Genomic DNA, 23,972 nt, shown 5'->3' with positions numbered 1-23,972 from the left:
GGCAGTTTTGGGTAAAAAGTACATTGTAAATCTTAAATACAGTGACTAAAGTATCCAACTGAAATAGATGGCTTTGCTAAAAAGCCAAAATAGAAAAATAAGTGTGGAGCATTTATGAGAACTTTATACCAGTTTCCTTTATCTCATTTTTGTGAGAAAGCTCGCTGGTTGCTCGATCATAAAGAGCTAGATTTTGTCGCGCAAAATGTAGTGCCTGGGGTCCATCGGGCGTTTGCGCAGTTAAAGACAGGGCAGAATAAATTGCCTATTTTACGTGATCAAGACAAATGGGTCGCAGATACCACCGAGATTGCGTTATATCTGGATGAGCGTTATCCAGAACATCGACTGTTACGTAGCGAAGCTCAGCTTCGTAAAGAGGCTTTAGATGTTAATGCTCTAGCCAATGATTTAGGGCTACACGTTCGCCGTTGGGGGCTGGCGCATGCTTTATCCGATAATGACCAATCGCTACAAATTATGTTGGGCGAAAAGGGCTATTTACGTAAATTTGAAAAATACACCAAACCTCTGATTAAAACTTTGATGTCGAAAGGTTATGAACTCAATGCCGATAAAGTTGAGCACTCGAAAGTTGAAATGCAGCGTTTAATTGAGGTCTTGAATGAAAAGTTAATTGCTAATCATGGGCGTTACTTTGTGGGAGATCGTTTAGGTTTGGCGGATATTGCTGTGTGTTCAATGTTAGCGCCTGTGTTGGAAATTAAAGGGACTCCTTGGGAAAAAGACCATGAGGATAGCCTATCTGAAGAATTCAGTGCCTATAAAACCTATTTAAGCAATTTACCTTTGGGGCAGTATGTTTTAAGAGTCTATCAAACCGAGCGCAATGCCCGAGTCGACTGGCGTGGCATTTAGGATCAACTGTAGTCAAATAGGCAAAGGCGGACGTTATACATCAAGCCTTTGTCTGCTATTTAAAGAAAATGATGTGGTGTGTTGAATAGAAAGTTTCTCAGTCTATTTGTAATTTTTATAAAAAATTATAGCAATTTTTTGCCTAAATGATTGATATATTTTTATGAATTTGAAAATAGATGAAAAAAATATGCAAATAAGCTTTATCTTTCATCTGAAAAGCTTAATATGAAATAAACACCTATAAACATAATGCATTATGAGAGTTAAAAAATGGAATTAGACCGTTTTGATAAGCAAATTTTAGAAATTTTAAGTAATGAAGATATCAATCTAAACGAATTATCAGAGCGTATTAATTTATCGGTCAGTTCGGTGCATCGTCGTATTAAGCATCTGATTGATAATGCGATTATGACTAAAGTTAAGCGAGATATTAACTATCAAAAACTCGGGTTTAGTTTACATGTTTTACTCCAAGTATCTTTGAGTAAACATGATACCGACACTTTTTCCAAGTTCTTGGAAGAGTTGGAAAGCATTCCTGAAGTGACCAATGCCTTTTTAGTGACAGGGCAGTCAGCAGATTTTATTGTTGAAGTTGTGGCAAGAGATATGGAAAATTACAGTGATATTTTACTCAAACGCATTGGTAAAATTGAGCATGTGGTGGCACTTCATTCAAGCTTTGTGATTAAAGAATATAATGTATTTAACTGTAGCGGTTTGTTGAGTAAGGTTTAGTGTATGCTGAGGTTCTATGCAGCTACTGAGTATCAAGCATCTTGCCATCAAAAATTTGTATACTATCAGCGACAACTTTTAGCTCTCATACCCAAAGCACAGATTGAACATATTGGTTCATCTGCCATTCCTCATGCAGTTTCTAAAGGTGATTTGGATATTTATGTGGCTGTTGATGCTGTAGATTTTGACTCAGCCATCGTTAGTATTTCCAGTTTAGGTTTTGTTGAAAAGCTTGATACTTTAAGAACGCATGAACTGTGTATGCTAGAGTCGCTACAGCAGGATGATGTTGCTATTCAATTGGTTGTGAAAAACTCTCAGTGGCAAAGTTTTTTGATCTTTCGTGATCGCTTGTTGAAAAATCAGAATTTAGTCATGGCTTATAATCAATTAAAACACGACAGCCAGCATTTAAGCATGGATAAATATCGTTGCAAAAAAGCAAAATTTATTGAAAGTGTATTAAATCAGACATAAAAAATGCGCTCCCAAAGTTATGTTTGAGCGCGCATTTTGATCAAGCAAAGATTAGGCGTCTAATTCTGCCAACACCGCATCAGAGAACTCAACGTTGGTATAAACGTTTTGTACATCATCTAAATCTTCCAGCATATCAATCATTTTCATGATCTTTTTCGCTTGGTCGATATCAGAAATTTCAGCTTTTGTTGAAGGGCTCATGACCACTTCAGCATTATCAGATTTTAAGCCAGCAGCAGTTAAAGCATCTTGCACATCACCAAAAGATTCGGGTGTAGTAATGACTAAGATTTCATCTTCATCAACTTCGATATCTTCGGCACCTGCTTCAAGGGCTACGTCCATGATTTGATCTTCTAAAGACACATCTTCAAAAGTGATCTCACCACGCTTTGTGAATAAGAAAGCAACTGAACCATTTGTGCCTAAGTTACCATCTGTTTTTGAGAAACAGTGACGCACATCTGGTACAGTACGGTTTAAGTTGTCAGTCATGGTTTCTACAATAACTGCAACACCACCAACGCCATAACCTTCGTAAGTAATTTCTTTTAAATCGTCGTTATCTTCACCACCAACACCACGTTGGATTGCACGGTTAATGACGTCACGTGTCATATTCACAGAAAGTGCTTTTTCTACAACCGCACGGAGACGTGGGTTGCTTGCAGCATCACCACCGCCAAGCTTTGCAGCAGTTGTTAATTCACGAATAAATTTGGTAAAAAGTTTACCACGGCTAGCATCTTGTTTTGCTTTACGATGCTTAATATTGGCCCACTTGGAATGACCCGCCATGCGAAATATGCTCCTTGTAGATTGGCTTTGTGCCTATCAAATTGTGCAAATTCTACCATAAGCACTTTTTTATGCGAAAGTAGGTGTTTTTCTGAAATGAGTCAGATTAAACAAAAAATAAATAAAATTGTTTGAAATAAAGCCAGTTATTTCAAATTTAGATTGTGAAGCAATTCATTTCAAAAATGAGCCCTTAGACAGAATTAATTTAGACCTAAAAGAGAGGGGCTATTCACATTCTTTTAGGTCATTTAGATGAGCTTATTTGGGATCATTTCTAGGTTCAGGAATTTCGATATCTAAACCAACATGTTCTTTATAAAGTGCTTTAATGAGGGCCAAATCATGATCTAACTCTGTGGGATAGATTTTTCCAAAAATACCCCCTTGTTTGGTTTGCGAATTCGCATACATGAGTACAATAGGGACATTTGCGGCTTTTGCAATATGCCAGAAGCCTGTACGAATCGGTTTACGTGCTTCGCCTGTTTTCGCACGGGTTGCTTCTGGTGCAATCACCAAGTTGAATTTTTCATGTTGAGAAAAGTGTTCAACCATTTGCGATACGATGTCTTTATTTGACTTACGGTCAACTGCAATACCACCAATCGCCTCGAGTAGTGGCTTGATTGGCCCCTTGAATAATTCTTTTTTAATCAGGGTATGGATTTTCATATCGTAGATTTGAAAAATGGCCAGTGATAAAACAGCATCGAGCATAGAGGTATGCTCAAATCCAATGATGACTTGCTTATCTTCTAAAACATTTGGTTCCACATGGTATTTCCAGCCTGCGAGCTTAAATGCAGACTCGCCAATCAGTTTCTTTAACATGAGCATAAATATACAAGTGTTTTTTAAAGTGGCTAATGTCTGCTTGTTTGGCGTTTGAGTCAAGCCCTAACTTAATTCTGATCAGACATTAGAGGTCAGATTTTTCCATTAGTAGGCTAAATAATTATGATTAAAAAGTATGTAATAAGTCTTGATAGATATTTATTAATAGAAAATAAGTATAATTTTGTTAAAAATACTACTATTCATAATCGAAATGAAAGATTAGACTTTGGTCTAAGAAAAGAGTGTGAACTTTCATACTTTAACTTTGGTGTAACAAAGTTCAGGATTGTTAAAATGACTTATCTTTCGACTTTTTTATGGGCATTTGTCCTTTTCGGTTTGATTGTTCTGTGGTCGGTTGTTGAATTTTTCATTGAGTCTCGTAAGAAAAAGGAAATCAGTATTTAGTGGTAATAATGTATAAATGCACTGATTTTTGATGCTAGCTATAACTAGCTTGATTGACTTAAAAATTTAATTTTCAATCATCTATAATCGTTAATAGCTCTTATTCTAAATGAGATACTTTGTTAGAGCATCATGTTTGGATGCTTAAAATTTATACTTACTAGTCATATATAGCGTGTTGGATGTTATGTTCACAGTTATTCTATGCTTAACTTAGCCATATTTTTGTGAGTAGTGAGGCTAAGTGATTACAGTATAGGTTTCTGTAGGAGGGTATAGAAACAATGGGGCACGATCAGTCATGATGGCTTGACTCATATCATTTGAATCTATAGCTGCAAGTTTAGGCAAAGAATTTGTTACAGTTATCATAAAAAATGCCTGAAAATAAGATTTGACAGGAAAATCTAAAGCAAAGATAAATTAGGTCGTGATTCTGAGAATGATGAAGATTAGAAAGGATTGCTTAAATGAAAATTTCGAATCTTTTTTTAAATAAGCAGAAACGACTAATACTTGAATTCAAAATGTTTATATAAAAATAGCCAATAAAAAACCACCTAGGATTAATGCACCTAAGTGGTTGTTTTATATGGTGGGCCCACACAGACTTGAACTGTGGACCAACGGATTATGAGTCCGCTGCTCTAACCAACTGAGCTATAGGCCCTATATGTGTCGAAGTAATTATTTATCAATTACTTGCGATGTGTCCAATACTATCCAATATTTTGATTTGAAGCAAGCATTTTTACCAAGTAGACGCATAGTAGACTGTAAAAATTATTGTGCTATATTGTTTGATATTGCGACAGATAGCGATTCTATATATGTCATCCAAAAGAGTAAAGCTAACAAAGTCATTTATTGATCAATTAGAGCTGACACCAGCCATCTATAGAGATTCTGAATTGATTGGCTTTGCTGTGCGCGTAAACAATAGCTATAAGACGTATATTGTTGAAAAAAAAGTACTGGGTAAATCAGTTCGGTCTACTTTGGGTCTACACGGAAACATTACACTTGTTCAAGCAAGAGAGTTGGCACGCGCCAAACTGCTTGAAATGTCACAGGGCATAAATCCAAATAATGAAAAGCGAAAGAAAATAGCAGAGGAGGATGTTAAAAATAGCATCTCAAAGTCCAAACCAACTGTAAAAATCGCTTTTGAAAATTATATCGGACTCAAAGAATTAAAACCGCGTACATTAAAAGACTATTACACAGTTCTTAATAAACACTTATCTGATTGGCATGACTCTAAATTAGACGAAGTTTCCCGAAAGATGATTCAGGATAAACATGCTGCATTGAGCAAAAGTAGTAAAGCACAAGCCAATTTGGCAATGCGTGTCTTTTCTGCAGTATACAACTTCTCAGTTGAACATTATCTCGGTGAAGATGATCAGCCAATTTTAATACCGTATAACCCCACCAAAACTTTAAGTGCAAAAAAAGTTTGGAATAAAATTAAACGTCGAAAAACATACATCAATGATGACCAGTTACCCAACTGGATTAATGCGATTGTGAATTTCAATGAAAGAGGGCAGCAGACGGATACAAACCGTGATTTTATGCTGACTTTAATTCTAACTGGCTTCCGTCGGGAAGAATGTGAATCACTACCATGGTCTAGCATAGATTTAAAGTACGGAACTATTACATCAACAGATCCTAAAAATGGCGAAGTTCACACACTACCAATGGGTGATTTCCTATTTGAGTTAATGAAACGACGTAAGCGGATGATAAAAAGCGAATGGGTTTTTCCGTCTGCCAAATCTAAGTCTGGCCATATAGTAAATTTGTCAAAAGTTCGCGACCGGGTAAATAAAATTTGTGCTGTTAAATTCACATTCCACGATCTTCGACGCACCTTTGGTTCAATCGCGGAAGGCTTAGACTATGGACATTACACAATTAAACGGCTCTTAAACCACAAAAAATCTGATGATGATGGGGATGTGACTTCTGGCTACATTCAAGTGAGTGATAAAAGACTGCGTGAAGCAATGAATGAAATTGAAGATACAGTATTGAAAGAGCATAAAGCAGTTTTAATTACAAAAATGCAAGAAGAAATAAAGCCCACATAAGTGGGCTTTTCTTAAGCTGTATGAAGCATGCGATGATTATCTACATAATCCATAACATCCTTTTTCTTATACAAAACGGTTTTTGAAGTAGGTTTCGAGAAAGGAATACCGCCACCTTCACAGCGTTTTTTTTGCAACCATGGGATGGAAAAACCACAAGATAATGCCACGGCTTCAGGAGTAAATAAGCCATCATCAGGTGAATTGCGAAAGTCTTCAACTAAAGCTTTTTTTTCATCAGCTGACAACTTGTCCAATTTTGTTAAACGCGCCATCAAGTCACCTCCTTCTTAATATCAATTAACTCAAACGGCAATTTGGTGTCCAAGCCTGTGAACTCGTCTTTAAATCCAAAATCCACAAGGATGTGATAAATGGCAGAGGCTTGCTCCGCCGTGAATGTTTTTGTTGTACCTGACTTGCCAATGACGAGTGGTGCAAATTCTTCAGCAAGGTCTTGGGCGATGTGTTGCAGGTTAGTCATGGCACCTCCTTTAAACTTTGCTGCACAGAATGCGGTAAACGCTCTTTAGCCCACCAAAAAACAGCACTGTCTAAATGCTCGGTATCAAAAGAAGCCATTAAAAAATGTTCTGGTGATGGTGGTGTAGGTACAAAGCCTTTCCACTCACCATTTGCATTGGGATCGATTTCCTCAAGATCAACAGACGTGTCGATTAAAATATCAATATTGCTGTTTGCTTGAAGCTCTTCCCATTCTTCAGGCGTGTAGCCGCGTTCTTCATCACAGGCTGACATTGGGTCAATTAAATTAAAATCAGGATGAAACCACCAGCAAAGGTCTTCAGGTAGATCGACACGCTTTAATTGTTTAATCATGACTTTGCTCCTGTGCTTCAATCGCATCAAGAATATTTTTCTCAGCTACAAGATGATGGTCATACCAAGTTGAGGGGCTACCTGTTTCGCTAAAAACAGTTGAGGCCTTTTCATCGCATATCGCATCACTTGCGTTTGATAAAATCTCGCGCACATCTGATATTTTTAAAACAACAAACTCTTCAGGCACGACTTGGGCTGTAGCCGCTTGCCATAACTTCCATCCCTGATCGATTTCAATATACTTGTAATCGCCATTTTCTAAACGTGGAAATGGCCGTTTGACGATAGGGGAAAATATTTTACTGTATGCCTTCTCAAAACTTTCAGTTACAGGTTGAGCTGTTGCTACTTCAGCAAACATCCACCACGCAGCAGTAAGTAGCTCGGCTTCTTTATCGCGCCATTTTTCTGTAGCAATAAAACAATCTAATTCTTCATCGAAACGCAGCAAGGTTGAAAAAAAGCGTTTAAAAGTTTTTGTCTTTTCAAATTGCTCAAACAAATGATTTTCTTTCTGAATTTCCATCAGTCTTTATCCTCCTGAAAATCATCAATATCAAAACGCCATTTATCAATTTGACCTTTTTCATCAATATTCATAATGATGTAATCGCCATAACCATTTTCAGCAGGGCACAGAGTTCTAGGGACATATCCATCTTCTTGGGATTTAATAGTATTGCCAATTGAATCCACTAACTCCCAACCGCAGCCATCGGATACTTTGTAGTGAACTTTTGCAGTTTTACCGATTTCCCAATTTTCAATAATGCCAGTAGCTATATTGATGATTGGGCACCACAATTCACCTTGTTTGCATGGGATGTTGTCGCCATTTTCGGTGTCATCAATTCCATTTACTTCAGTGTCTTCCCAATAACGAACAGATGCTTTCACAATCACTTTTGCAGGTACTTTTGGTGTTGCTCGTGCAATCCAAGATTTTTCGCTTACTTCAAAATCTCGATCTACTTGAGGATCTTGTTTTAATAAAAAGTCGACTCCCAAGTTATTAGATTGAATGAAATAATTAAGATGTGCTTTTAGCTCACTTTCTAAATCAAAATTTACAATTGCTTTCATCACGCCACCATTAAATAGTTAAAATTCTTACTACGAGTTACCTCAACTCTTGCTTCGCGCTCTAAGCCGACTAAAAATTCTCGATATCCATTTAAGTAGCATCCACAAAATTGCTTAAACTTTCGCTGACATGCTTCATTCATCAAATAATCTTGCTGCATTCGACCCTTGTGGCAGAATATTTTGAGAACACTATCTCCACGACGCATAACCACAGCATCCTTTTTCACTTGTGGCCTGTATCCATCACAGTACAACCAGTAAGTGAATAAGTTTGTAAATCGGCAAGGTAGGCGAGTGATCATGTTGCTACCTCAACTTGAGTGATATATCCAAGATTTTTAAATAGTGGATTCAGTGCAGAAATATCTAACTGTTTTTTGGCACGAGTAGCAGCAACATATAAAAGACGAGCTTCATCTTCGGTTAGGATTTTTTCACCAGGTGCAGCAGCTTCTTTATAAAAGAAATCCCCACCAAGTTTGACCTTATTAAATTCCAGTCCTTTAGACTTATGAGCTGTGGTCACAATGCAGTCATAGTCACTAGAATTGCTTTTGAGTAAAGCTTCAATTAAGGCATTTTCTCCCACTTTGTTGATCAGACTAACCAGAGGTTTTAAGTCATTACCTGTGACTTCTTCTGTATATTCGGTGACTTCTTCCCAATTGCCAAAACCTTCAAATACACTGCCATCATGGACTTTGATACCAGACTTAACTTTTTTGGCATCTTCAATATTTTTTAATAAAGAGCCGGTATCAACTTCTAAACGTGGTTCACGTCCAATTTTGACTAACTCAACCATATTAGAAAGGGCAGCAGCATTGGTGCGATAAATAAAGGCATCTGCAATTTCATCGCTAATTTCATTAACCTGTGAATCTATCTGTTCAAAACCACGTAATGGAATTTCTTCATCCAAAACATTGAACAAAATTTTATTCGCAAGATCAGCAATGTTTTCACCAAAACGGAATGATTGACTTAAACGTGTTTCAGCAATATCTAGGGATTGCATCGCATTGACAGCACCACGAAACGCATAGATTTGCTGGTGACGATCACCCACATAAATTACCTGAGCACGTTGCTTACTCAAGACATTTAACATGATTGGATCAGCATCTTGTGCTTCATCAAATAAAATAAAGTCAGCATTAATCACTGGATTGCTCAATGCCCAATATTTTAGGTAATGGTCATGTTCGAGACGGTTAATACCAGCAGGATTTAAAATGTCATTCCAGTAATCATGTGCCTTAGGTAAGAGGATATTTGCCAATTCAGCACGGTATGTATCATCCATCCAATCAGGTAAAGCAGCATAGACTTGTGATAATTGAATTTCGCTGTAATTAGAACGGCAGAAATAACCAACGGCATTCATCATAGATGTGGCCATACGTTTTGAATTAAATAAACGTTTCTGGTCATCCTCACCACGTTGTTTAACCAATGCCACTGGTACTTGATAATTTTCAAGATCATGGCGAGATGCCAATTGGTTTGACATCAAACGACGATTTTTAAGTTTATTGGTCAACCAACGGGGAACAGAGTTATAAGCTAGGCTGTGAAATGTTTTGCACTTAACATTATGGTTAAATTTAGACTGTGCTTCTGTTGCAATAGCCTTGTTAAATGCCAAGTACATGCCATGTTGGTGATGCTTTGCATTACCAATCAGTTTAAGGGTAGAGGTCTTACCAGCACCAGCGTATGCGGTCACTTTACAAGACTGTCCATGTAATGCCATATCAATGGCATGTTGTTGTTCAATAGTTGGATTCATATTTCTATCTCACTATTGGTACCCTCATGTGTGAGGGCACCACATGCCAATAGTTAAGGTGTAAGTTCTGCTGATTTACGTTCAAATAGTGCGCTAACTTCATCAATTTGCTTATCACTCATTGAACTTGTATTAGGTTCAAAACGTTCAGCCATAATTGAATTGATTAACTCGATGGTATCGGCACCATCCAAATCAACCAGTAATTGCACATAATTTTTACGGTTGGCATACGCAGTAGAAATATTTGTTTTTGCAGGTTCGCCAAGATCGGCAGGAATTGTTCTAGCTAAAGCCTTTAATTCCTCAATTGTGCTTAGAGCATTAATTTGATTAATGAGCCCTTCAACATCAAAATTAGGAGCCATATCTATGACAGTTTCTTGTGATTGTTCACGTTCGGCCATCTGAGCCTTAAGCCCACTCGAACCTTGATGTTTTTTTACCGTTGATTGAACTGGGGTAACATCAAGTTCTTCACGTTCAGCAATCTCATCTGGGGTATAAACACCTAGAATTACATCGGGTGTATATAAGCGTGACCAGCGTTTAATAGCGAGATATGCAAGTTGTTGGCGTGGATCACTTACCCATAAAGGTGAATTGCGTACTGAGCCTACTTGTCCCATAGAAATATCAATTTCACGTGGAGAAGCTTCACCCTTTAATGTTGCCCAAACTTTAATGCCTTTATCCCATGATTTATCTTCCTTGCCGTTGATTTTTGCCCAATCGCCATACCATTCAAAATTCAAACGACCAGTGATAGGTGCACGGTTGGTAATCACAGCATTCACAAGTTGCGCTTCATACCCTAATACACCATTAATTTGATGGGTTTTTTGTGCAACTGCGAAAGGATCCATTTGCCATTGCGCAGACTGCATAATGATTGCTAAACAGTCACCAGTATTACCCTGAAGATGTTTCGGCACTGCAAATTTTGATGAAGCCATGACACTTGCAATGCGCTCAAAACGATCCATAATTTCAGGATTCATCATGATGTCAAAAGCAGTTAAGTGGGCAATCTGACCATTTTGTGGGGTTGTTAATGCGTTCATAATAAAATTCCTTAAACTGTTTCTTTAAATTTGTTTGAAATACGGAAAACTCGGGTGCTGGAGGTTTTGCTATATTTCGCAAATAAATCAGGTTCTTCTTTTTTCAACAGCGTACTGTCGATACGGGTAGAGGATTGTTCTTTGTAAGTGCAAATGGTCATGCCTTGGCTAATCATCATTTCTGCATCTTGCATGGATGAAACAAGTGTTAATTTGATCTCGTCTTCACGAGCTTTATCTGTTTTTTGGCGACCTTGAACTGTGATCAACTCCTCATTGAGTTTGATTTGCTCAAAAGTTGCTTCTACTTGTTTGCCTACAATATGCTTAGACCAGCGGTGCAGAACATCATCAAAACAAGTAGGGTCGGGTGGCACATCAGCAATGACATGGTTGAACCAAAATGCTTTAACTTGTTTAAAGATTGATTCAATTAAATCGTCATCACGCTCTATTCGATACATGCGGAACTTATTGCCACCAATGAGAACGGCAAGGTGCCATACTTGGAAGCCTGTAAGCTTCATGTACCAAAGACATTGAGTCAGGTAATAATCTGGAATTTGGTCTGAACCTTCTTCACCGAATAATTTAGAAAGATATTCAGAAGCCGTTTTACATTCCAAACCTTGGTCAGTGGTCAACTTGCCATCTTTATCGAAATAAACACGACCTGCGATTTCAGGATTTACAACAGCACGGTCAATGTTACCGATAGCCCAAGACTCTCCGATGTTTTCAAGAGTTAATTGCTGAGTAACACGTTGAACTTTCATACCTGAGCGACGTGAGAACTCTTTTGCAACAACGTCTTCAAGTAAGTTGCCGAAATGGGCAGACTCATTTTGTGATTCTTTACGTTCACTGCGACCAGTTTTGTCTAACCACAATTGGTATGGTGATTTGTATGGGCTGAAACCAAGGATTGCAGCAACATCTGAACCACCGATACCCTTTTTACGACCTGCAAGAAATTGGTCACGATTAACTTGTGTATTCATAAATTAATCCTCATCTTCTTCGGATGGGTCATATCCCTTGAGCTCTTTGCATAAGGAATTGCAATCTTCTTTTAAAGTGTCTCTCTCTGATTCAAGAACACCGTCTTTGTAGGTTCGAATGAACCAAAAATTATGACCTTCATCAAAAGCTTTAACTGTGCAACTTAACTTGAATTGAGAAATCCATGCGTCCAGCACAACGAGAGGAGAGTTCCATGCGGTATCAAAAGTCACTTGAGCTTCTTCCACTTTCACATCATAAGCATTCCATTTCGTTCCCCAGTTTGGGATCGCCCATTGGTACCAAGTTTTAGCGCCATAGGTATCTACGTTTGAAATGATCTGTTGCCCGAGCTTTAGGAGATTTTCAGCAGTTTCAGAATTATCATCAATAAGACGCTGAGCTGTGGCTAAATCACGTTGAGCCACAGCTTCTTTTGTGGTGAAAAAGCCATCTTCGAAGTATTTTTCAATTTGATCAGCTGTAAGCTCTGACTTGAAGCCTTCTGATAAAGCATATGCTAGTGCAGCATCGGTACGAGATCCTGATTCAACATTTAGAGATTCAGGCATTGGAATGATTTTATTGAAGTCAAATTCACGCTCATTTGCACGCATGTAATTAAGTGCATCGGCTGCATTTGTTGAAGTGATTTCAATCTTATTGGATACATGATTTGGCATTGTGTTCACCTTATATTGTTTGATTGGCACTATATTTAGTTGTGAGAGGTAATCTTTTTGATTTTCATGCTCTAAATCCTCTACGTGAATTCATGATTTCCAAACGAATTGAACCAATTCCGACATCAGTAACTAATTCACGAAAATTTTCATTTGAAGTGATGCCAAATTTGAAAGCCCATCCACCACCAAATCGACCAGAACTTTTGACTTTGAACGGATTCCATCCCCAAAATTCACCGTTATGGTTATTAAATGGTTCATCTTTAGAAACCACATGCCAAGGAAAGCCATGCATTAGGCAAATAACAGTTTTATTTCCAACATCGAATTCAAATTCGTTGCTTTTGACAGGCTCACCAAACAAAGCGCGGTATACAACAGCTTGAATACTTTCGGTTGGATCGTTTTTTTCGCTTTTAGCTGTTTTAATTTCAATTAAATCAAGCATATCAACCTCTCAATTTATGTAATTTCACAGCGATAGAATCTTCAATGGCATCATTGATTTTTACGAGTTCATAACGATCAAGATATGCATTGATTTCACCATCTTCATCACCGACCAATTCAGGTTCTAAGCGATCAATCTGAATGCCTTCAGCACGATTAAAGCTGTTACCATCATCGAAACCTGAATAGTCAAAATTCACTTCGATGTAATACTGGTCATTTGCTGTTAATAAGGTTGCATGACAGTCATGTTGACAGTCGTTGTATGGCCCCAAATCAAGCTCATCTACTTTGTAGAAGTTTGATTCAACTGTGATTGGAGGGTGTTCTTCATTGAAGAACTTGGTTGGTTGATACATTTGCACAGAAGCCAATACAGCTGTCACTGTTACCGCGCCACTTAAACCCAACAAAATAGATTTGAAATTTACTGAAACCATGTTCATAATCTCCTTATAGCGATTGCTATACCCCTTAAAGAAGCCCCGTCCTCGACCAAAATTTCGGGGCTTTTTATTGCTTAATTTTTAGTTTTAAGCGGAAAAGGTACCAATCAGAACTTGTTGTTCTGGAAGTAAATCAATTACTTTTTGCTTAAATTCCTGGATGATTTCATTTACCAGGATTTCTTCTTTCACAATTTGGATTGCGAAAATAGGCTCACCGCTACCGCCATTCACAATTAGACGTAATTCGATTTCTTTTTCATCTAAGCCCACATACGCCGTATCAAGAATTTTGAATTTTGCAGGTAGTTGACCTTTTTTAGCTTTAGCAGCGATATCGGTATAGGCAGTTTGTACTTCACGAGTATTTTCTACTTCCGCTTCATTTGAAGTGTTGATATCCACTTTCATATTGCGTACAGCGACAATCGCTTCTTTGATACTGATTTCATTTTCGTCTGCATCAACCGCTGACAATACGCTTGCCCAATCTTCAAGGAAGGTTGCAAAACGTTTTTGATCAAGTTTCGTATCTTTAAGTTGATTTAACTTTTTCCAAACAACAGTTGGATCAAGTTGTAATGTTGCTGTGTGGTCGCAATGACCTTGGTCAAAGCCTTTTTCACTATAATTCAATACAGCAACAGCTTTAACATCATCACGAGAAACGAATACTGGTACTGGTCCAGTCGTTGGTGCATCTGCAATGTATTGAGCAAAATCTGCAAAGATTGGTGTTGCAAAAATGCCACGAATTCGGTTGCGCCCATCTTGATACTTTTCAGCATCAAGAACTTTGAAGTTCTCATGGACAGCCTGTAGACCGCCACGCACTAAATCCATTACTGGTGCACAATGTTCCACAACTGCTGCTACTTCACTTTTTTCTAATGACATGATTTTTTCCTTATGGAATATTCAGATTGGTTAGGGGGCTTTAAGCTTCTTCTTTATCGAAGATTTGAGCAGTGTGGTTAGCAAACAGGCTTACATCACCATGTTTGTTGACGAACATAGGAGTTTTGGCACCGTGATCTTCAAGTTTGCGACCATCTTTTAAAGGGGCAATGGAGGTTAACTTGTGCTCAATGGTTACATTGTCAGCACCAATTCCTTTTGTTAATTTCAGCTTGATGGTGATTTCACCAGCTTTATTGTTATCGACGACTGCTGAAGCTACTTCACTAATTGCATATCCAAGCTGTTGAGCAAAGACACCGCCATCAATGTCATCAATAAACTGATTGTGGTCAGTAGGTTTCATTTTTTCACCAAGGTTGGTTGTTGTTGGTGATATAAATATTAGGCATGCCTAACAATATAGTCAATAGGTAAGCCTAATTTATTTTTAGGATTGCCTAATATTTTTTTTGTTTTCATGTTTTAATAGACAAAAGAAAACCTGCATAGGGCAGGTTGTATGGAGTTTAAAATGAGTGAAAATATTGCGGTAATACCAAAAGGTACTAAAGTTCAAATTATGGGGTGTACTTATACTTTGCTTGAAGATGTCAAAGTAGATGGTATTCAAATCTACCTTGACAAGGTTTTAAAGGCTCAAGAAGATTTTGAGAATGGAATAGATGTTGTTGGTAATAATCCTAGTTGCCAACTCTAGTAGCCGCTAACAACCATTCTTTTAACTTATTGGGTAAATTAGTGTATGCCCAATCACTTACGTCTAATTTCAGAACTAGAATAGAATCGTCTGAATCAGCATAACCCTTTAAGGTATTATGAACATTTTCTGCAGTTAAATTAGACTGAATTATATATTGAGACAATGTTGCCTTAACATATACATTATTAGAAACTTTCTTAATTCCTTCCTCAAATTTTACATAATCTTTTTTCTTATTTAAGTCATAAGTTACTGTGTAAAAAGGCATATTATCTCCTCCCGATCTGTTCTAAGGGACTGCGTCGGGTTCGCAGTTTTAATTAAATATCATGTTCTTTTTAAATATGTAAGTATCGAAAAGAAAAGAATAAATCCCCATAACCAATACTCCCTAACAAAATCTGCACCACCAATAATTTTTAATATTAATAAAACTGGTATACACGCAAAAGCTGAGATAATAGCGTATGCAAATAGAAAAAAACTCCATTCTGCAACACCATCTATTTGCTCAGGCTTTTCATCTTTAGCTTGTCGTACTTTCCATTTTGAAAAAGAATCAACAAAATAAATTAAAGCACCTATTGCAAACACAATTCCAATAATAATGTCAAAAAATCCACCCGATGAGCCTCTAAGCCCATCTTCAATATATCGATCAGCGTAAACGGAAAATGATATGAAAAATATTATTAGCGATATTGATATTTTTTTCATGGCATTCCTGCAGATCGAAACTGATTAATTTATTCTTACTCGTTTAGGTCCTCAACACCTAAAAGTCCAGGTGTACAATTACCACTTTTCTATTTTTGAGATCTGCCAAACCCAACCAATAATTTCAAATTGTTGCGAGATTCTTTCTTCTGCTGTTAGTTCAATTTCTTTATATTCTTCTAAATTATCAGATAACAATCGGATTCCACCAAAGGGAAGATTATATAAACGTTTGCAGTAATGAAGCCCACCTATACAAATCACATAGATACGACCATCTTTAACCTCTTTGCGACCAAGATCAATGTGGATTGTATCGCCATCATTAATGGTTGGTGTCATTGAGTCACCTGATGCAGTTGCAGCAACTGCATTAGATTCGGTGATTGCTAAGTTGCGTAAAGTCGCTTTGGACATTCGTAATTTACGTCTTTCATTAGCAATAGCTTCATTAAATGAACCATTGCCACAAGCGAAAGAAAAATCCTTGAAAAATGGGATTTCTACTTCGTCATCATCTACTGGAGTATTACTATCCCATTCATTTACTTGGGTGAATTGAGGATTAATTTCACTATCTGGTTTAGGTGAGCCTTTACCAGTCGCTAGCCAAATAGGGTTTACATTCAAGTGTTGAGCCGCTTTTAGAAGATTTTCACCTTCCATTGTTTTTGATTTACCTGAAAGCCAGTCACTTACAGATGGTGGTTTAACACCAACCGCACGAGCAAGCTCTACACCCTTAATCTTCTTGGGTGGTAAAACCTCCATTGCATGTCTAAGTCTTTCAGCAAGTGTCTTCATAAGTAACTCTCAAATCATTAGGAAATCCTAACATGAATAAAATTAGGTATGCCTATTGATTATTTATAAGGAATACCTAATAATTACTTTTGTTATAGGAGAGCAACATGAATGACAACCAACTTATTGAAGCCTTAGGTGGATGTAATGCAGTTGCACGGCTTTTAGGTATTACAGGACCTTCAGTGAGTGGTTGGAAAGCTATTCCAACTGACAGAAAAATCCGTCTAGCTGTGATTGCAGAAGATCGTGGCATTTGCACACGCAAAGACCTTTTCCCAGAAGACTATCAGGATATTTGGATTGAACTAAGAGAGCCTGAACAAATTCAATAGGTAACCCCATGGAAACAAAAATAATGTTCGTTTTCAGCAAAAAACTGTTGGCACCCATGTCAACACGTGTACCGCTGGAAGTCCAAGAGATCATTGATACTTTGGCTGAAAGCCAAGGTAGTGATCGTGCGAAATGGTTAAGAGATGCCATAGATATGAAGATCGAACTGGAGACAGGTCAATCATCATCTGAGCACATAGAAAAATCAAAGAATACAAAGTATTCCAGCGTATTCAGAAAAGTATTCACTTTTTTTCAAGCATTAAAAAAGCCCGACGTAGCAGGTCGAGCTTCTAGTATTCATCATCTATCAGGAAAATGAACATGACTAATTTAACAGAACATAAGTGCGCTGGCAAATGCCCTGAATTTAAAGGGGAGCAGTGTAATCACTGTTTAGTACAGCAGATTGAAAAGCGCGAATTTGAATTAGGTGTAGCACCCGATGAGGCGTATGTGAAAACCATATCGGTGGAAACAGCAACATGCTCTGATTTCGTGAAAGGCGACACGGTTGTATTTGTTGACGAATTTATGCCTGACCACCTGATGACAGTTCATAAAGTGCAGGGTGATGGAATCCTATTAGATGGTAATCGCAAATTTGCACTTGCACATTTACTACGTCATGCATCGACAGTTGAGCTAAATGCTAAACGTCGTCTTTCGTTGGCTGAGCAAGCATTAGGGGAAGTGTCATGATTGAGCGTCCGATTCTATTTAATGCTGAAATGGTCAATGCTATTTTAGAAGGTCGTAAAACCCAGACACGTCGTGTTTTAAATAATACTCATCCTGTGGTTACTGGTTTTGTCCCTAATGGTGAACGTGGTTACTGGAAAGGCACAGCAAAGAGCGAACAAGTCATTCAGCAATACATTACCACTTTCCCATTCACAATAAAGTGCCCTTTTGGGATGGTCGGTGATCGTCTATGGGTGCGTGAGACATTTGCCCCAGTCAACCTATATGGCGAAATTGCTTTGGCATATAAAGCTGATAGTGATGTAATCCGTGTCGTTGAAAACGAAAGCTTTCAAGACGATGACGGGACTATTAACTATGACGATCCACGTTTAGAAAAATATTCATTTGCAGCATGGGCCGATGATGTTCTTTCGGGAACAGAAGGAAACTGGAAGCCCTCAATTCATATGCCACGCTGGGCATCGCGCATTTTGCTTGAAATCACCAATATTCGTGTTGAGCGTTTGCAGGACATTTCTGATGAAGATGCAAAAGCAGAAGGCTTTGATTATTCAACACATCCTTCTGCAATTGAAATGGGCTATGCCATTGGTGCTAGAACCAACTTTCGCCACACATGGGAACAGATTTACGGTGCTAATGCTTGGAATATAAACCCATGGGTGTGGGTAGTCGAATTTAAGGTAATCCAAGGCGGTGCAGCATGAGAAATCGCTTCCCTGGTAAATGCTATTACTGCTCGGACTTAGTTGCAAAAGGCGCAGGTCATTTTGAAAAGCGTCAAAATGCAAAAGGTTTTCGTGTCATCCATGCTGAATGCGTATTCAAACAACGCGAAGAAAAGCAAAAAGCGAATGAGGTGACATCATGATTGATAACACCTCAATTCTCGCCCTAACTGACATTACCCAATTGCCTGAAGCTGAACGCTTACAGGCAATCAAGGATAAGTTTTCAGCAAAATCACATGATGAATTACTTAATTTACTTGGCAATGTTTTAAATGTTGCTGTGAATTATGCCCAATCGTGTGATGAGACTCTTTACCTACATATGGTCACCAATGGTGGTATGCATCCCTATTCGATTGAAAAGCTAATCTCACCAAGTTTTCATGGTGCTCTGAATGGGCTGATCTTGGCTCAGAAAGCACCTAATCAAGATGTGCTATGTGAATCATGTGCTTATCGCTGCGGAACACTCGCAAATCACTGTCTTACGACTCAATCTGACTTGGCTCATGCCTTGGAATCAGATGCGGTTTTCTATTGTCATAAAAATATTGAGAATCTGGACTGTCCGACCAGTGAAGACAAGAAGCGTATGAAGCCATGCAAAGGCTGGGCACAGCATGTGAAGAAACATAAGGGAGTAGCAGCATGAAATTAAATGAAGCTAAAAAACCTATGTACATCTTTACTGAACTAGGAAAAGAAAAACTGTGTAAGCACTGTGATGAGTACTGGCCTACAGATTCAGAGTTTTGGTTCATGATGAAATCAAAGCTGAAGGATGGAACCATTACATTACGACCAGAATCAGCATGTAAAGGTTGCTATGACCATGTTTATAGACCACATCATATAAAAGGTGTGAATAAAGTTCGTTCAAGTCATGAAAAGAAGGTGGCAGCATGAAAAAGAAGCGCACCAAAAAGTTTAATCCAAACAAATTATTGCCTTCACAGATAAAACAGCTTCAACAGGCAGCACAGTACAAAAAAGATATTTCTGAAACTTATGAAATGAGTATGGAATTTATCTCATCCCATGTGCGTGACTTCATTGAAGACAAAAAAATCGGGGAAAAGTCTTTATTAGATAAGTTCCCTCATGCTGAAACATTACCTTATCACTTCACTATTGGTGCATATGACTATCAGGATTTATCCATAGCTTTAATTCTTGGTCATGTTGAACAACCAGAAGCATGGAAATTATCTGCTGATATTCACATGATGAATCTTGATGATTTGAGCAAACCAATGGTCACGGTTGAATTTCGTCGTGATTTGCCAAGCATGAGCCATATTGAATTATTACGTGGCAAGAAAGATTGCAAAATTGATCTTGGCCATGGATTAAAAAAGGTGGGTTGGCTTGGTTTGGATGAGGAAATCATAAAAGAAATCGAATCTCAGAAAAATATTCCTGATGATTTTGGTATTGAGCAAATTCAGGTCCTTATCGAAGCTGATATTAAATTTATCAATACCAAGTGCTATCAGGAATTTTTAGCGGTTGCTGAGTGGGTAAATGCTGGACATGAATTAGCGGAAGACCGTTTACGTAAATTATGGATTGCCGACCAGGTATTAGGTGGTAGCGGTAAAACCATTGGATATGAGGGGGCAGCATGACAAGCTTTGTTGATTATTCAAAGGCATTTAAAACCCAATTTGATTTAAATTTTTCTGAAAAAATTATCGTTGACTATTTTGCGGGTGGTGGGGGCGCAAGCACTGGTTTGGAAATGGGCTTAAACCGTCCAGTTTATGCAGCTGTAAACCATAATCCAAAAGCCATATCAATGCATGAAGCTAATCATCCTCATGCAAAGCATTATGTGCAGGACGTATTTGCTGCTGATCCAGTTGAAATTTGTGGCGGTTACCAAGTTGGATGGTTTCATGCCAGTCCAGATTGTACTCATCATTCCCAAGCTGCCGGTGGGCAACCACGTAAGAAGGAAATTCGTGACCTTTCTTGGATAGTAATCAAATTTGCCGGAAAGGTACGTCCTGATGTAATCAGTTTGGAAAATGTGAAGCAGATTCTTAACTGGGGACCATTAATTGCCAAACGTGATAAAGCAACTGGTCGAGTTATTACTTTAGAAAAAATTGAAGTGGAAGGGAAATTGGTTCATCGAGTTGCTGAACCTGGTGAACGAGTACCACGCCATAATCAATTTTTAGTCCCAAATCCCAAGTTAAAAGGCAAAACATGGAAACACTTTGTTAAAAGCCTTGAGAATCTTGGATATGTGGTTGAATGGAAAAAATTAATTGCCGCAGATTTTGGTGCACCAACTACCCGTGAACGTTTATTTTTAGTTGCTCGATGCGATGGTCAACCAATTGTATGGCCTGAACCAAGTCATATTAAGGTACCTAAACGTGGGCAGAAAAAATGGCGTTCAGGTGCCGAATGTATTGATTTCAAAGATCTTGGTAAATCCATTTTTGATCGTCCAAAACCTTTGGCTAATGCAACTTTAAAACGCATTGCACGAGGCCTAAAAAAATTCGTTATTGATTCGGATAATCCATATTTCGTAAATGCTTCTACACCTTTTATTAGTCGTGATTTTGGAACCTCTACTGGACATGGCATTGATGAACCATTAGCAACAATTACTTCAGCATTTGGTGGTCATAGCGCTCTTGTTAGTCCAATTATTGCCCCGTATTTCACCGAGTTTGCAAACGCATCACAACAGCGCAACTGGTCTGCTGATAAGCCTTTAAGCACGATATGTGCACAAGTGAAAGGTGGGCATCATGGGCTTGTTGCCCCTATTTTAATTCACGCAGGTCATGGCGAAGGTACACCAGATAAACCGCGTTGGAGTGATGGTTGCGACAGTATTAATGAGCCTTTAGGCACAATAACCACATCAGGTGGTCGTAATCTTGTATGTGCCTACATGATGCAAGCAAATGGTGGATTTAATGACACTGATGGTCGTTCATTAAATGAGCCACTAACCACAATAACTAATACTGGTAGTCAGCAACAATTAGTTTCAGCAACGCTAAGCCAAAGAAATTTAAATGATGCATTACGTGTAGCAACTTTCCTCATAAATTTCTATGGCAATGGTGATGCACGAGACATTTCAGCGCCATTAGACACAGTTACAACAAAAGATCGACTGGCTTTAGTCACGGTGTGGATTAAAGGCGAACCTTGGGTAATCGTTGATATCCGTATGCGCATGCTACACCCGAGAGAATTATATAAAGCACAAGGATTTCCTGAGCGTTACGTAATTGAACATGGTCATGATGGTGTGGCGCTTTCAAAAAAAGACCAGGTGCATATGGTTGGAAATTCAGTTTCACCTTTACCAATGGCGGCAATTGCTGAAGCTAATAATCCTTTCGCAATTAGAAATCATAAGGGGGCGGCATGATTATCGGTGTTGCTGTAAAAGCAGGTGATCTTATGGTTGCTTTACCTAAGCCTAACCGCCATGCGGATTGTACCAATATTATTCTGTCACTTGGCTTGGTACCAGATATTCAAAATCAATGGGGGAAATCTGCACATCAAGGTTTCTATTGTGAAAATGGGAAGTTCTATACACGTCCACAAGCATTTTTACATGCGGTTGAATGTGGTCAACAAGAATGGACTGCAAACCAATTAGAGCTAATAGCCTTAGGTGAGATGGAATTTTCTCGCCTTGGGTTATGTAGTGAAGACTTGTGGTGAGGTGATATGAGTAGTTTAAAAAATCCACTAACACCAAAAGAGTGTGATGTATCAAATTTTCCATATATGCCGATTGAAATTGATCGACTTTTGAATTCTGAAACATGGATTCTTGGAGATGATTCAGAAAAAATTGCAAGCATGACGCTTTGGTTGAAAAGTTGGTCGCAAGTACCAGCCGCAAGTATTCCTAACAATGACAAGATGCTTGCGCATTTATCTGGCATGGGAACCAAGTGGAAAAAAGTAAAAGATCACGTTTTACGTGGCTGGGTTGATGGTGGTGATGGACGTCTATATCACCACGTTGTTGCAGAGAAAGCATTGGAGGCTTGGATTGAAAAGCTTGCCAATGCTATATCTGGGGCACATGGCAATGCTAAACGTTGGAGTATTGAGATTGATACTTCTGAATTAGAAGGTCAGTTATGCGATGCAGTTTACCGACTAAAAAGTATCGCCCCGCAATCCAAAGCGTTAACTAAAAAGATTGCCAAAATTGTCGAGTCACGATCGCAACCCGTATCGGGGGGCGATAACGACCCGAATAGTCAGAGGATCGCAATAGAGAGTAAAGAGAACGTAAATAGAATAGATATTAATAAACACACACAAGACGCGAACCAAAATTCCGAACAAGACGATTCTTGGAAACCTGATTCCAATTTCTTGCTGAACGCCATTCGTGAAAGCGTAGGTGCTCATGCTGAATCTGTTTTAAGCATGCCTGATTACCAATTTCATCTTGGTAACTTCAACGCCCATTGGGAAAACAAATCAGAACTTACTGAAAACCAACGCACCCGTAAGTTTGCTGTGTGGCTCATAGATAAATTCAAGCAGCGAAAACCTAGTGTGGATTCTAAAAGCAAACCTAAGCACGACAACACAAACGTCAATGACGCATGGAAACACGAACCACAATCCGATGATCGTCCATTCCATGGAACTGTCCAAATACCGGAGGATTTACGATGAATGCGATGGCAAATTTATCGAACGGCTTCAAGGTTACTGAACACATTTGTTCGATCCACCGGGTGCAAAAAATCCAAGCGGGTGAAAATCATATCTGCCCACAGTGCGCCGTAGAACATGTGAAGAAAATTCAAAAATTTGACCAGCCACGTGCTGATCAAATGGTTCGTGAAAAACACTTAGGCGGGGCAATGTTGCCACAACGCCATGCTGAATCAGCTTTCACCAATTACCGCACAAACACACAAGCTCAAGCCGATACGCTGAGCCAATGCATTGCTTACGCTCAAGCACTCATCAAGGGGAAGAAATCCAATTTCATCATGGTTGGATCCACTGGCACAGGCAAAACCCATTTGGGCTGTGCAACAGCAAAAGCACTTTTGAAAAAGGGCCTATACGTTCGATACATCACCAGTGAAGAACTTGCACAGCGTGTGATGAATGCATGGGACAAGGACACAAAAGATCAATCAGAAGCATCAATTATTTATGATTTTTCTCAGTACGACTTGCTGATCGTTGATGAATACGGCTTGCATGACCGTGATAAGCGTTTGGAGATCATTCACCGAGTTCTAACCGCACGTTATGACTGGAAGAAGCCGACCATGTTGATTTCAAACTTCACATTGAAGGCACTTAAATTGGATTTAGGTGACCGCCTATGGTCGCGTTTCCAACATGACGGCTTAGCGACAGTGGAATGTAAATGGGCTGATGCACGGGTGAATAGCCAATGAAAAGGA

At 38.6% G+C, this 23,972-nt stretch carries 35 protein-coding genes and 1 tRNA gene; 17 read left to right on the top strand and 19 right to left on the bottom strand.

The genetic code is table 11. The features are described from left to right. Window positions 1-114: 114 nt before the first annotated feature. From B9T36_RS09875 to B9T36_RS09865, 3 genes are all read left to right on the top strand, one after another. Window positions 115-879: a glutathione S-transferase family protein gene (locus tag B9T36_RS09875; protein ID WP_086209320.1), complete on the top strand. Its 765-nt coding sequence runs from the start codon at window positions 115-117 to the stop codon at window positions 877-879. A 273-nt stretch (window positions 880-1,152) separates the two neighbouring features. After that, window positions 1,153-1,623: an Lrp/AsnC family transcriptional regulator gene (locus tag B9T36_RS09870; RefSeq protein ID WP_086209319.1), complete on the top strand. Its 471-nt coding sequence runs from the start codon at window positions 1,153-1,155 to the stop codon at window positions 1,621-1,623. A 6-nt stretch (window positions 1,624-1,629) separates the two neighbouring features. After that, window positions 1,630-2,103 carry a GrpB family protein gene (locus B9T36_RS09865; RefSeq protein WP_086209593.1) on the top strand — a complete coding sequence of 158 codons (474 nt, stop codon included), beginning with the start codon at window positions 1,630-1,632 and terminating at the stop codon, window positions 2,101-2,103. A 51-nt stretch (window positions 2,104-2,154) separates the two neighbouring features. Here B9T36_RS09865 and B9T36_RS09860 read toward each other — a convergent pair whose 3' ends face one another. The 3 genes from B9T36_RS09860 to B9T36_RS09845 all read right to left on the bottom strand — a co-directional run bounded on the left by B9T36_RS09860 (window position 2,155) and on the right by B9T36_RS09845 (window position 4,822). After that, window positions 2,155-2,904 (bottom strand): YebC/PmpR family DNA-binding transcriptional regulator, encoded by a 750-nt coding sequence (locus B9T36_RS09860; protein ID WP_086209318.1) that lies wholly within the window; start codon window positions 2,902-2,904, stop codon window positions 2,155-2,157. A 261-nt stretch (window positions 2,905-3,165) separates the two neighbouring features. Continuing rightward, window positions 3,166-3,738, bottom strand: coding sequence for a 1-acyl-sn-glycerol-3-phosphate acyltransferase (locus B9T36_RS09855; RefSeq protein ID WP_086209592.1), 573 nt, complete (start codon window positions 3,736-3,738; stop codon window positions 3,166-3,168). 1,007 nt (window positions 3,739-4,745) lie between these two features. Then, window positions 4,746-4,822 (bottom strand) — tRNA-Ile (locus B9T36_RS09845). Between the two features lie 160 nt (window positions 4,823-4,982). Between B9T36_RS09845 and B9T36_RS09840 the strand changes: the two genes are divergently transcribed. Continuing rightward, window positions 4,983-6,251 carry an integrase family protein gene (locus B9T36_RS09840; protein ID WP_086209316.1) on the top strand — a complete coding sequence of 423 codons (1,269 nt, stop codon included), beginning with the start codon at window positions 4,983-4,985 and terminating at the stop codon, window positions 6,249-6,251. Between the two features lie 11 nt (window positions 6,252-6,262). Here the strand turns inward: B9T36_RS09840 and B9T36_RS09835 are convergent, their stop codons facing one another. The 13 genes from B9T36_RS09835 to B9T36_RS09770 form a co-directional block, all read right to left on the bottom strand. After that, window positions 6,263-6,526: a DNA-binding protein gene (locus B9T36_RS09835; RefSeq protein WP_086209315.1), complete on the bottom strand. Its 264-nt coding sequence runs from the start codon at window positions 6,524-6,526 to the stop codon at window positions 6,263-6,265. Next, a complete protein-coding gene (locus B9T36_RS09830; RefSeq protein WP_086209314.1) occupies window positions 6,526-6,735 on the bottom strand; it encodes a hypothetical protein in 210 nt (69 codons plus the stop codon). The genes B9T36_RS09835 and B9T36_RS09830 overlap by 1 nt, the downstream gene beginning before the upstream one ends. Beyond that, complete coding sequence (locus tag B9T36_RS09825; protein WP_086209313.1) at window positions 6,732-7,091, bottom strand: hypothetical protein; 360 nt, start codon at window positions 7,089-7,091, stop codon at window positions 6,732-6,734. Before B9T36_RS09825 ends, B9T36_RS09830 begins: the two co-directional genes overlap by 4 nt. Further along, on the bottom strand, window positions 7,084-7,620 hold the full coding sequence (locus B9T36_RS09820; RefSeq protein ID WP_086209312.1) for a hypothetical protein: 537 nt from the start codon (window positions 7,618-7,620) through the stop codon (window positions 7,084-7,086). The genes B9T36_RS09825 and B9T36_RS09820 overlap by 8 nt, the downstream gene beginning before the upstream one ends. Beyond that, entirely contained in the window at window positions 7,620-8,177 is a 558-nt protein-coding gene (locus tag B9T36_RS09815; RefSeq protein ID WP_171264452.1) for a hypothetical protein, read from the bottom strand. Before B9T36_RS09815 ends, B9T36_RS09820 begins: the two co-directional genes overlap by 1 nt. 301 nt (window positions 8,178-8,478) lie before the next feature. Then, window positions 8,479-9,972 (bottom strand): 3'-5' exonuclease, encoded by a 1,494-nt coding sequence (locus B9T36_RS09805; RefSeq protein WP_086209310.1) that lies wholly within the window; start codon window positions 9,970-9,972, stop codon window positions 8,479-8,481. Window positions 9,973-10,025: 53 nt separating this feature from the next. Then, a complete protein-coding gene (locus B9T36_RS09800) occupies window positions 10,026-11,036 on the bottom strand; it encodes a RecT family recombinase (protein WP_086209309.1) in 1,011 nt (336 codons plus the stop codon). A gap of 11 nt (window positions 11,037-11,047) precedes the next feature. Beyond that, window positions 11,048-12,037: a YqaJ viral recombinase family protein gene (locus tag B9T36_RS09795; protein ID WP_086209308.1), complete on the bottom strand. Its 990-nt coding sequence runs from the start codon at window positions 12,035-12,037 to the stop codon at window positions 11,048-11,050. Window positions 12,038-12,040: 3 nt separating this feature from the next. Then, window positions 12,041-12,721 carry a hypothetical protein gene (locus tag B9T36_RS09790; RefSeq protein ID WP_086209307.1) on the bottom strand — a complete coding sequence of 227 codons (681 nt, stop codon included), beginning with the start codon at window positions 12,719-12,721 and terminating at the stop codon, window positions 12,041-12,043. Between the two features lie 64 nt (window positions 12,722-12,785). Beyond that, on the bottom strand, window positions 12,786-13,172 hold the full coding sequence (locus B9T36_RS09785; RefSeq protein WP_086209306.1) for a hypothetical protein: 387 nt from the start codon (window positions 13,170-13,172) through the stop codon (window positions 12,786-12,788). Between the two features lies 1 nt (window position 13,173). Continuing rightward, window positions 13,174-13,614: a hypothetical protein gene (locus B9T36_RS09780; RefSeq protein WP_086209305.1), complete on the bottom strand. Its 441-nt coding sequence runs from the start codon at window positions 13,612-13,614 to the stop codon at window positions 13,174-13,176. A gap of 93 nt (window positions 13,615-13,707) precedes the next feature. Further along, window positions 13,708-14,517 (bottom strand): DUF2303 family protein, encoded by an 810-nt coding sequence (locus B9T36_RS09775; RefSeq protein WP_086209304.1) that lies wholly within the window; start codon window positions 14,515-14,517, stop codon window positions 13,708-13,710. A 40-nt stretch (window positions 14,518-14,557) separates the two neighbouring features. After that, a complete protein-coding gene (locus tag B9T36_RS09770) occupies window positions 14,558-14,884 on the bottom strand; it encodes a hypothetical protein (RefSeq protein WP_086209303.1) in 327 nt (108 codons plus the stop codon). Between the two features lie 168 nt (window positions 14,885-15,052). Here B9T36_RS09770 and B9T36_RS09765 point away from each other — a divergent pair, with 168 nt between their 5' ends. Beyond that, the gene (locus B9T36_RS09765) at window positions 15,053-15,238 is read left to right on the top strand and encodes a hypothetical protein (protein WP_086209302.1); all 186 of its coding nucleotides are present in this window, start codon (window positions 15,053-15,055) and stop codon (window positions 15,236-15,238) included. Here B9T36_RS09765 and B9T36_RS09760 read toward each other — a convergent pair. The 3 genes from B9T36_RS09760 to B9T36_RS09750 form a co-directional block, all read right to left on the bottom strand. Further along, window positions 15,222-15,509, bottom strand: a complete 288-nt coding sequence (locus B9T36_RS09760) for a hypothetical protein (protein ID WP_086209301.1) — start codon at window positions 15,507-15,509, stop codon at window positions 15,222-15,224. The two genes, B9T36_RS09765 and B9T36_RS09760, sit on opposite strands and share 17 nt — an antisense overlap. Window positions 15,510-15,568: 59 nt before the next feature. Beyond that, the gene (locus B9T36_RS09755; protein WP_086209300.1) at window positions 15,569-15,958 is read right to left on the bottom strand and encodes a putative four-helix membrane protein; all 390 of its coding nucleotides are present in this window, start codon (window positions 15,956-15,958) and stop codon (window positions 15,569-15,571) included. A 78-nt stretch (window positions 15,959-16,036) separates the two neighbouring features. After that, window positions 16,037-16,762, bottom strand: coding sequence for an XRE family transcriptional regulator (locus tag B9T36_RS09750; protein WP_086209299.1), 726 nt, complete (start codon window positions 16,760-16,762; stop codon window positions 16,037-16,039). Window positions 16,763-16,869: 107 nt separating this feature from the next. Between B9T36_RS09750 and B9T36_RS09745 the strand changes: the two genes are divergently transcribed. Genes B9T36_RS09745 through B9T36_RS09695 form a run of 12 tightly spaced genes read left to right on the top strand, consistent with a single transcriptional unit; the run spans window position 16,870 to window position 23,966 of the window. Next, window positions 16,870-17,097, top strand: a complete 228-nt coding sequence (locus tag B9T36_RS09745) for a Cro/CI family transcriptional regulator (protein ID WP_004761406.1) — start codon at window positions 16,870-16,872, stop codon at window positions 17,095-17,097. An 8-nt stretch (window positions 17,098-17,105) separates the two neighbouring features. After that, window positions 17,106-17,420, top strand: a complete 315-nt coding sequence (locus tag B9T36_RS09740) for a hypothetical protein (RefSeq protein WP_086209298.1) — start codon at window positions 17,106-17,108, stop codon at window positions 17,418-17,420. A 2-nt stretch (window positions 17,421-17,422) separates the two neighbouring features. Continuing rightward, window positions 17,423-17,800 carry a hypothetical protein gene (locus tag B9T36_RS09735; protein ID WP_086209297.1) on the top strand — a complete coding sequence of 126 codons (378 nt, stop codon included), beginning with the start codon at window positions 17,423-17,425 and terminating at the stop codon, window positions 17,798-17,800. Next, the gene (locus B9T36_RS09730; RefSeq protein ID WP_086209296.1) at window positions 17,797-18,513 is read left to right on the top strand and encodes a hypothetical protein; all 717 of its coding nucleotides are present in this window, start codon (window positions 17,797-17,799) and stop codon (window positions 18,511-18,513) included. The genes B9T36_RS09735 and B9T36_RS09730 overlap by 4 nt, the downstream gene beginning before the upstream one ends. After that, the gene (locus B9T36_RS19060) at window positions 18,510-18,677 is read left to right on the top strand and encodes a hypothetical protein (protein ID WP_171264451.1); all 168 of its coding nucleotides are present in this window, start codon (window positions 18,510-18,512) and stop codon (window positions 18,675-18,677) included. Before B9T36_RS09730 ends, B9T36_RS19060 begins: the two co-directional genes overlap by 4 nt. Further along, complete coding sequence (locus tag B9T36_RS09725; RefSeq protein ID WP_086209295.1) at window positions 18,674-19,189, top strand: hypothetical protein; 516 nt, start codon at window positions 18,674-18,676, stop codon at window positions 19,187-19,189. Before B9T36_RS19060 ends, B9T36_RS09725 begins: the two co-directional genes overlap by 4 nt. Beyond that, window positions 19,186-19,443: a hypothetical protein gene (locus tag B9T36_RS09720; protein WP_086209294.1), complete on the top strand. Its 258-nt coding sequence runs from the start codon at window positions 19,186-19,188 to the stop codon at window positions 19,441-19,443. The genes B9T36_RS09725 and B9T36_RS09720 overlap by 4 nt, the downstream gene beginning before the upstream one ends. Beyond that, complete coding sequence (locus B9T36_RS09715; protein WP_086209293.1) at window positions 19,440-20,165, top strand: hypothetical protein; 726 nt, start codon at window positions 19,440-19,442, stop codon at window positions 20,163-20,165. Before B9T36_RS09720 ends, B9T36_RS09715 begins: the two co-directional genes overlap by 4 nt. Further along, window positions 20,162-21,943, top strand: coding sequence for a DNA cytosine methyltransferase (locus tag B9T36_RS09710; RefSeq protein ID WP_086209292.1), 1,782 nt, complete (start codon window positions 20,162-20,164; stop codon window positions 21,941-21,943). Before B9T36_RS09715 ends, B9T36_RS09710 begins: the two co-directional genes overlap by 4 nt. Further along, window positions 21,940-22,245 carry a hypothetical protein gene (locus tag B9T36_RS09705; RefSeq protein ID WP_086209291.1) on the top strand — a complete coding sequence of 102 codons (306 nt, stop codon included), beginning with the start codon at window positions 21,940-21,942 and terminating at the stop codon, window positions 22,243-22,245. Before B9T36_RS09710 ends, B9T36_RS09705 begins: the two co-directional genes overlap by 4 nt. Before the next feature lie 6 nt (window positions 22,246-22,251). Then, window positions 22,252-23,223 (top strand): DUF1376 domain-containing protein, encoded by a 972-nt coding sequence (locus B9T36_RS09700; protein ID WP_086209290.1) that lies wholly within the window; start codon window positions 22,252-22,254, stop codon window positions 23,221-23,223. Further along, window positions 23,220-23,966 carry an ATP-binding protein gene (locus B9T36_RS09695; RefSeq protein ID WP_086209289.1) on the top strand — a complete coding sequence of 249 codons (747 nt, stop codon included), beginning with the start codon at window positions 23,220-23,222 and terminating at the stop codon, window positions 23,964-23,966. Before B9T36_RS09700 ends, B9T36_RS09695 begins: the two co-directional genes overlap by 4 nt. The last annotated feature ends 6 nt before the right edge of the window (window positions 23,967-23,972 follow it).

The organism is Acinetobacter sp. ANC 4204 (genome assembly GCF_002135205.1).
Taxonomy (GTDB): domain Bacteria; phylum Pseudomonadota; class Gammaproteobacteria; order Pseudomonadales; family Moraxellaceae; genus Acinetobacter.
The sequence above is the reverse complement of the archived record's forward strand: the minus strand, read 5'-3'. Positions and strand labels throughout refer to the sequence as shown.

Coding starts and splice junctions, on each gene's coding strand:
- B9T36_RS09875 (WP_086209320.1), top strand. CDS start 115: ATGAGAACTTTATACCAGTTTCCTTTATCTCATTTTTGTGAGAAAGCT.
- B9T36_RS09870 (WP_086209319.1), top strand. CDS start 1,153: ATGGAATTAGACCGTTTTGATAAGCAAATTTTAGAAATTTTAAGTAAT.
- B9T36_RS09860 (WP_086209318.1), bottom strand. CDS start 2,904: ATGGCGGGTCATTCCAAGTGGGCCAATATTAAGCATCGTAAAGCAAAA.
- B9T36_RS09855 (WP_086209592.1), bottom strand. CDS start 3,738: ATGTTAAAGAAACTGATTGGCGAGTCTGCATTTAAGCTCGCAGGCTGG.
- B9T36_RS09840 (WP_086209316.1), top strand. CDS start 4,983: ATGTCATCCAAAAGAGTAAAGCTAACAAAGTCATTTATTGATCAATTA.
- B9T36_RS09835 (WP_086209315.1), bottom strand. CDS start 6,526: ATGGCGCGTTTAACAAAATTGGACAAGTTGTCAGCTGATGAAAAAAAA.
- B9T36_RS09830 (WP_086209314.1), bottom strand. CDS start 6,735: ATGACTAACCTGCAACACATCGCCCAAGACCTTGCTGAAGAATTTGCA.
- B9T36_RS09825 (WP_086209313.1), bottom strand. CDS start 7,091: ATGATTAAACAATTAAAGCGTGTCGATCTACCTGAAGACCTTTGCTGG.
- B9T36_RS09820 (WP_086209312.1), bottom strand. CDS start 7,620: ATGGAAATTCAGAAAGAAAATCATTTGTTTGAGCAATTTGAAAAGACA.
- B9T36_RS09815 (WP_171264452.1), bottom strand. CDS start 8,177: ATGAAAGCAATTGTAAATTTTGATTTAGAAAGTGAGCTAAAAGCACAT.
- B9T36_RS09805 (WP_086209310.1), bottom strand. CDS start 9,972: ATGAATCCAACTATTGAACAACAACATGCCATTGATATGGCATTACAT.
- B9T36_RS09800 (WP_086209309.1), bottom strand. CDS start 11,036: ATGAACGCATTAACAACCCCACAAAATGGTCAGATTGCCCACTTAACT.
- B9T36_RS09795 (WP_086209308.1), bottom strand. CDS start 12,037: ATGAATACACAAGTTAATCGTGACCAATTTCTTGCAGGTCGTAAAAAG.
- B9T36_RS09790 (WP_086209307.1), bottom strand. CDS start 12,721: ATGCCAAATCATGTATCCAATAAGATTGAAATCACTTCAACAAATGCA.
- B9T36_RS09785 (WP_086209306.1), bottom strand. CDS start 13,172: ATGCTTGATTTAATTGAAATTAAAACAGCTAAAAGCGAAAAAAACGAT.
- B9T36_RS09780 (WP_086209305.1), bottom strand. CDS start 13,614: ATGGTTTCAGTAAATTTCAAATCTATTTTGTTGGGTTTAAGTGGCGCG.
- B9T36_RS09775 (WP_086209304.1), bottom strand. CDS start 14,517: ATGTCATTAGAAAAAAGTGAAGTAGCAGCAGTTGTGGAACATTGTGCA.
- B9T36_RS09770 (WP_086209303.1), bottom strand. CDS start 14,884: ATGAAACCTACTGACCACAATCAGTTTATTGATGACATTGATGGCGGT.
- B9T36_RS09765 (WP_086209302.1), top strand. CDS start 15,053: ATGAGTGAAAATATTGCGGTAATACCAAAAGGTACTAAAGTTCAAATT.
- B9T36_RS09760 (WP_086209301.1), bottom strand. CDS start 15,509: ATGCCTTTTTACACAGTAACTTATGACTTAAATAAGAAAAAAGATTAT.
- B9T36_RS09755 (WP_086209300.1), bottom strand. CDS start 15,958: ATGAAAAAAATATCAATATCGCTAATAATATTTTTCATATCATTTTCC.
- B9T36_RS09750 (WP_086209299.1), bottom strand. CDS start 16,762: ATGAAGACACTTGCTGAAAGACTTAGACATGCAATGGAGGTTTTACCA.
- B9T36_RS09745 (WP_004761406.1), top strand. CDS start 16,870: ATGAATGACAACCAACTTATTGAAGCCTTAGGTGGATGTAATGCAGTT.
- B9T36_RS09740 (WP_086209298.1), top strand. CDS start 17,106: ATGGAAACAAAAATAATGTTCGTTTTCAGCAAAAAACTGTTGGCACCC.
- B9T36_RS09735 (WP_086209297.1), top strand. CDS start 17,423: ATGACTAATTTAACAGAACATAAGTGCGCTGGCAAATGCCCTGAATTT.
- B9T36_RS09730 (WP_086209296.1), top strand. CDS start 17,797: ATGATTGAGCGTCCGATTCTATTTAATGCTGAAATGGTCAATGCTATT.
- B9T36_RS19060 (WP_171264451.1), top strand. CDS start 18,510: ATGAGAAATCGCTTCCCTGGTAAATGCTATTACTGCTCGGACTTAGTT.
- B9T36_RS09725 (WP_086209295.1), top strand. CDS start 18,674: ATGATTGATAACACCTCAATTCTCGCCCTAACTGACATTACCCAATTG.
- B9T36_RS09720 (WP_086209294.1), top strand. CDS start 19,186: ATGAAATTAAATGAAGCTAAAAAACCTATGTACATCTTTACTGAACTA.
- B9T36_RS09715 (WP_086209293.1), top strand. CDS start 19,440: ATGAAAAAGAAGCGCACCAAAAAGTTTAATCCAAACAAATTATTGCCT.
- B9T36_RS09710 (WP_086209292.1), top strand. CDS start 20,162: ATGACAAGCTTTGTTGATTATTCAAAGGCATTTAAAACCCAATTTGAT.
- B9T36_RS09705 (WP_086209291.1), top strand. CDS start 21,940: ATGATTATCGGTGTTGCTGTAAAAGCAGGTGATCTTATGGTTGCTTTA.
- B9T36_RS09700 (WP_086209290.1), top strand. CDS start 22,252: ATGAGTAGTTTAAAAAATCCACTAACACCAAAAGAGTGTGATGTATCA.
- B9T36_RS09695 (WP_086209289.1), top strand. CDS start 23,220: ATGAATGCGATGGCAAATTTATCGAACGGCTTCAAGGTTACTGAACAC.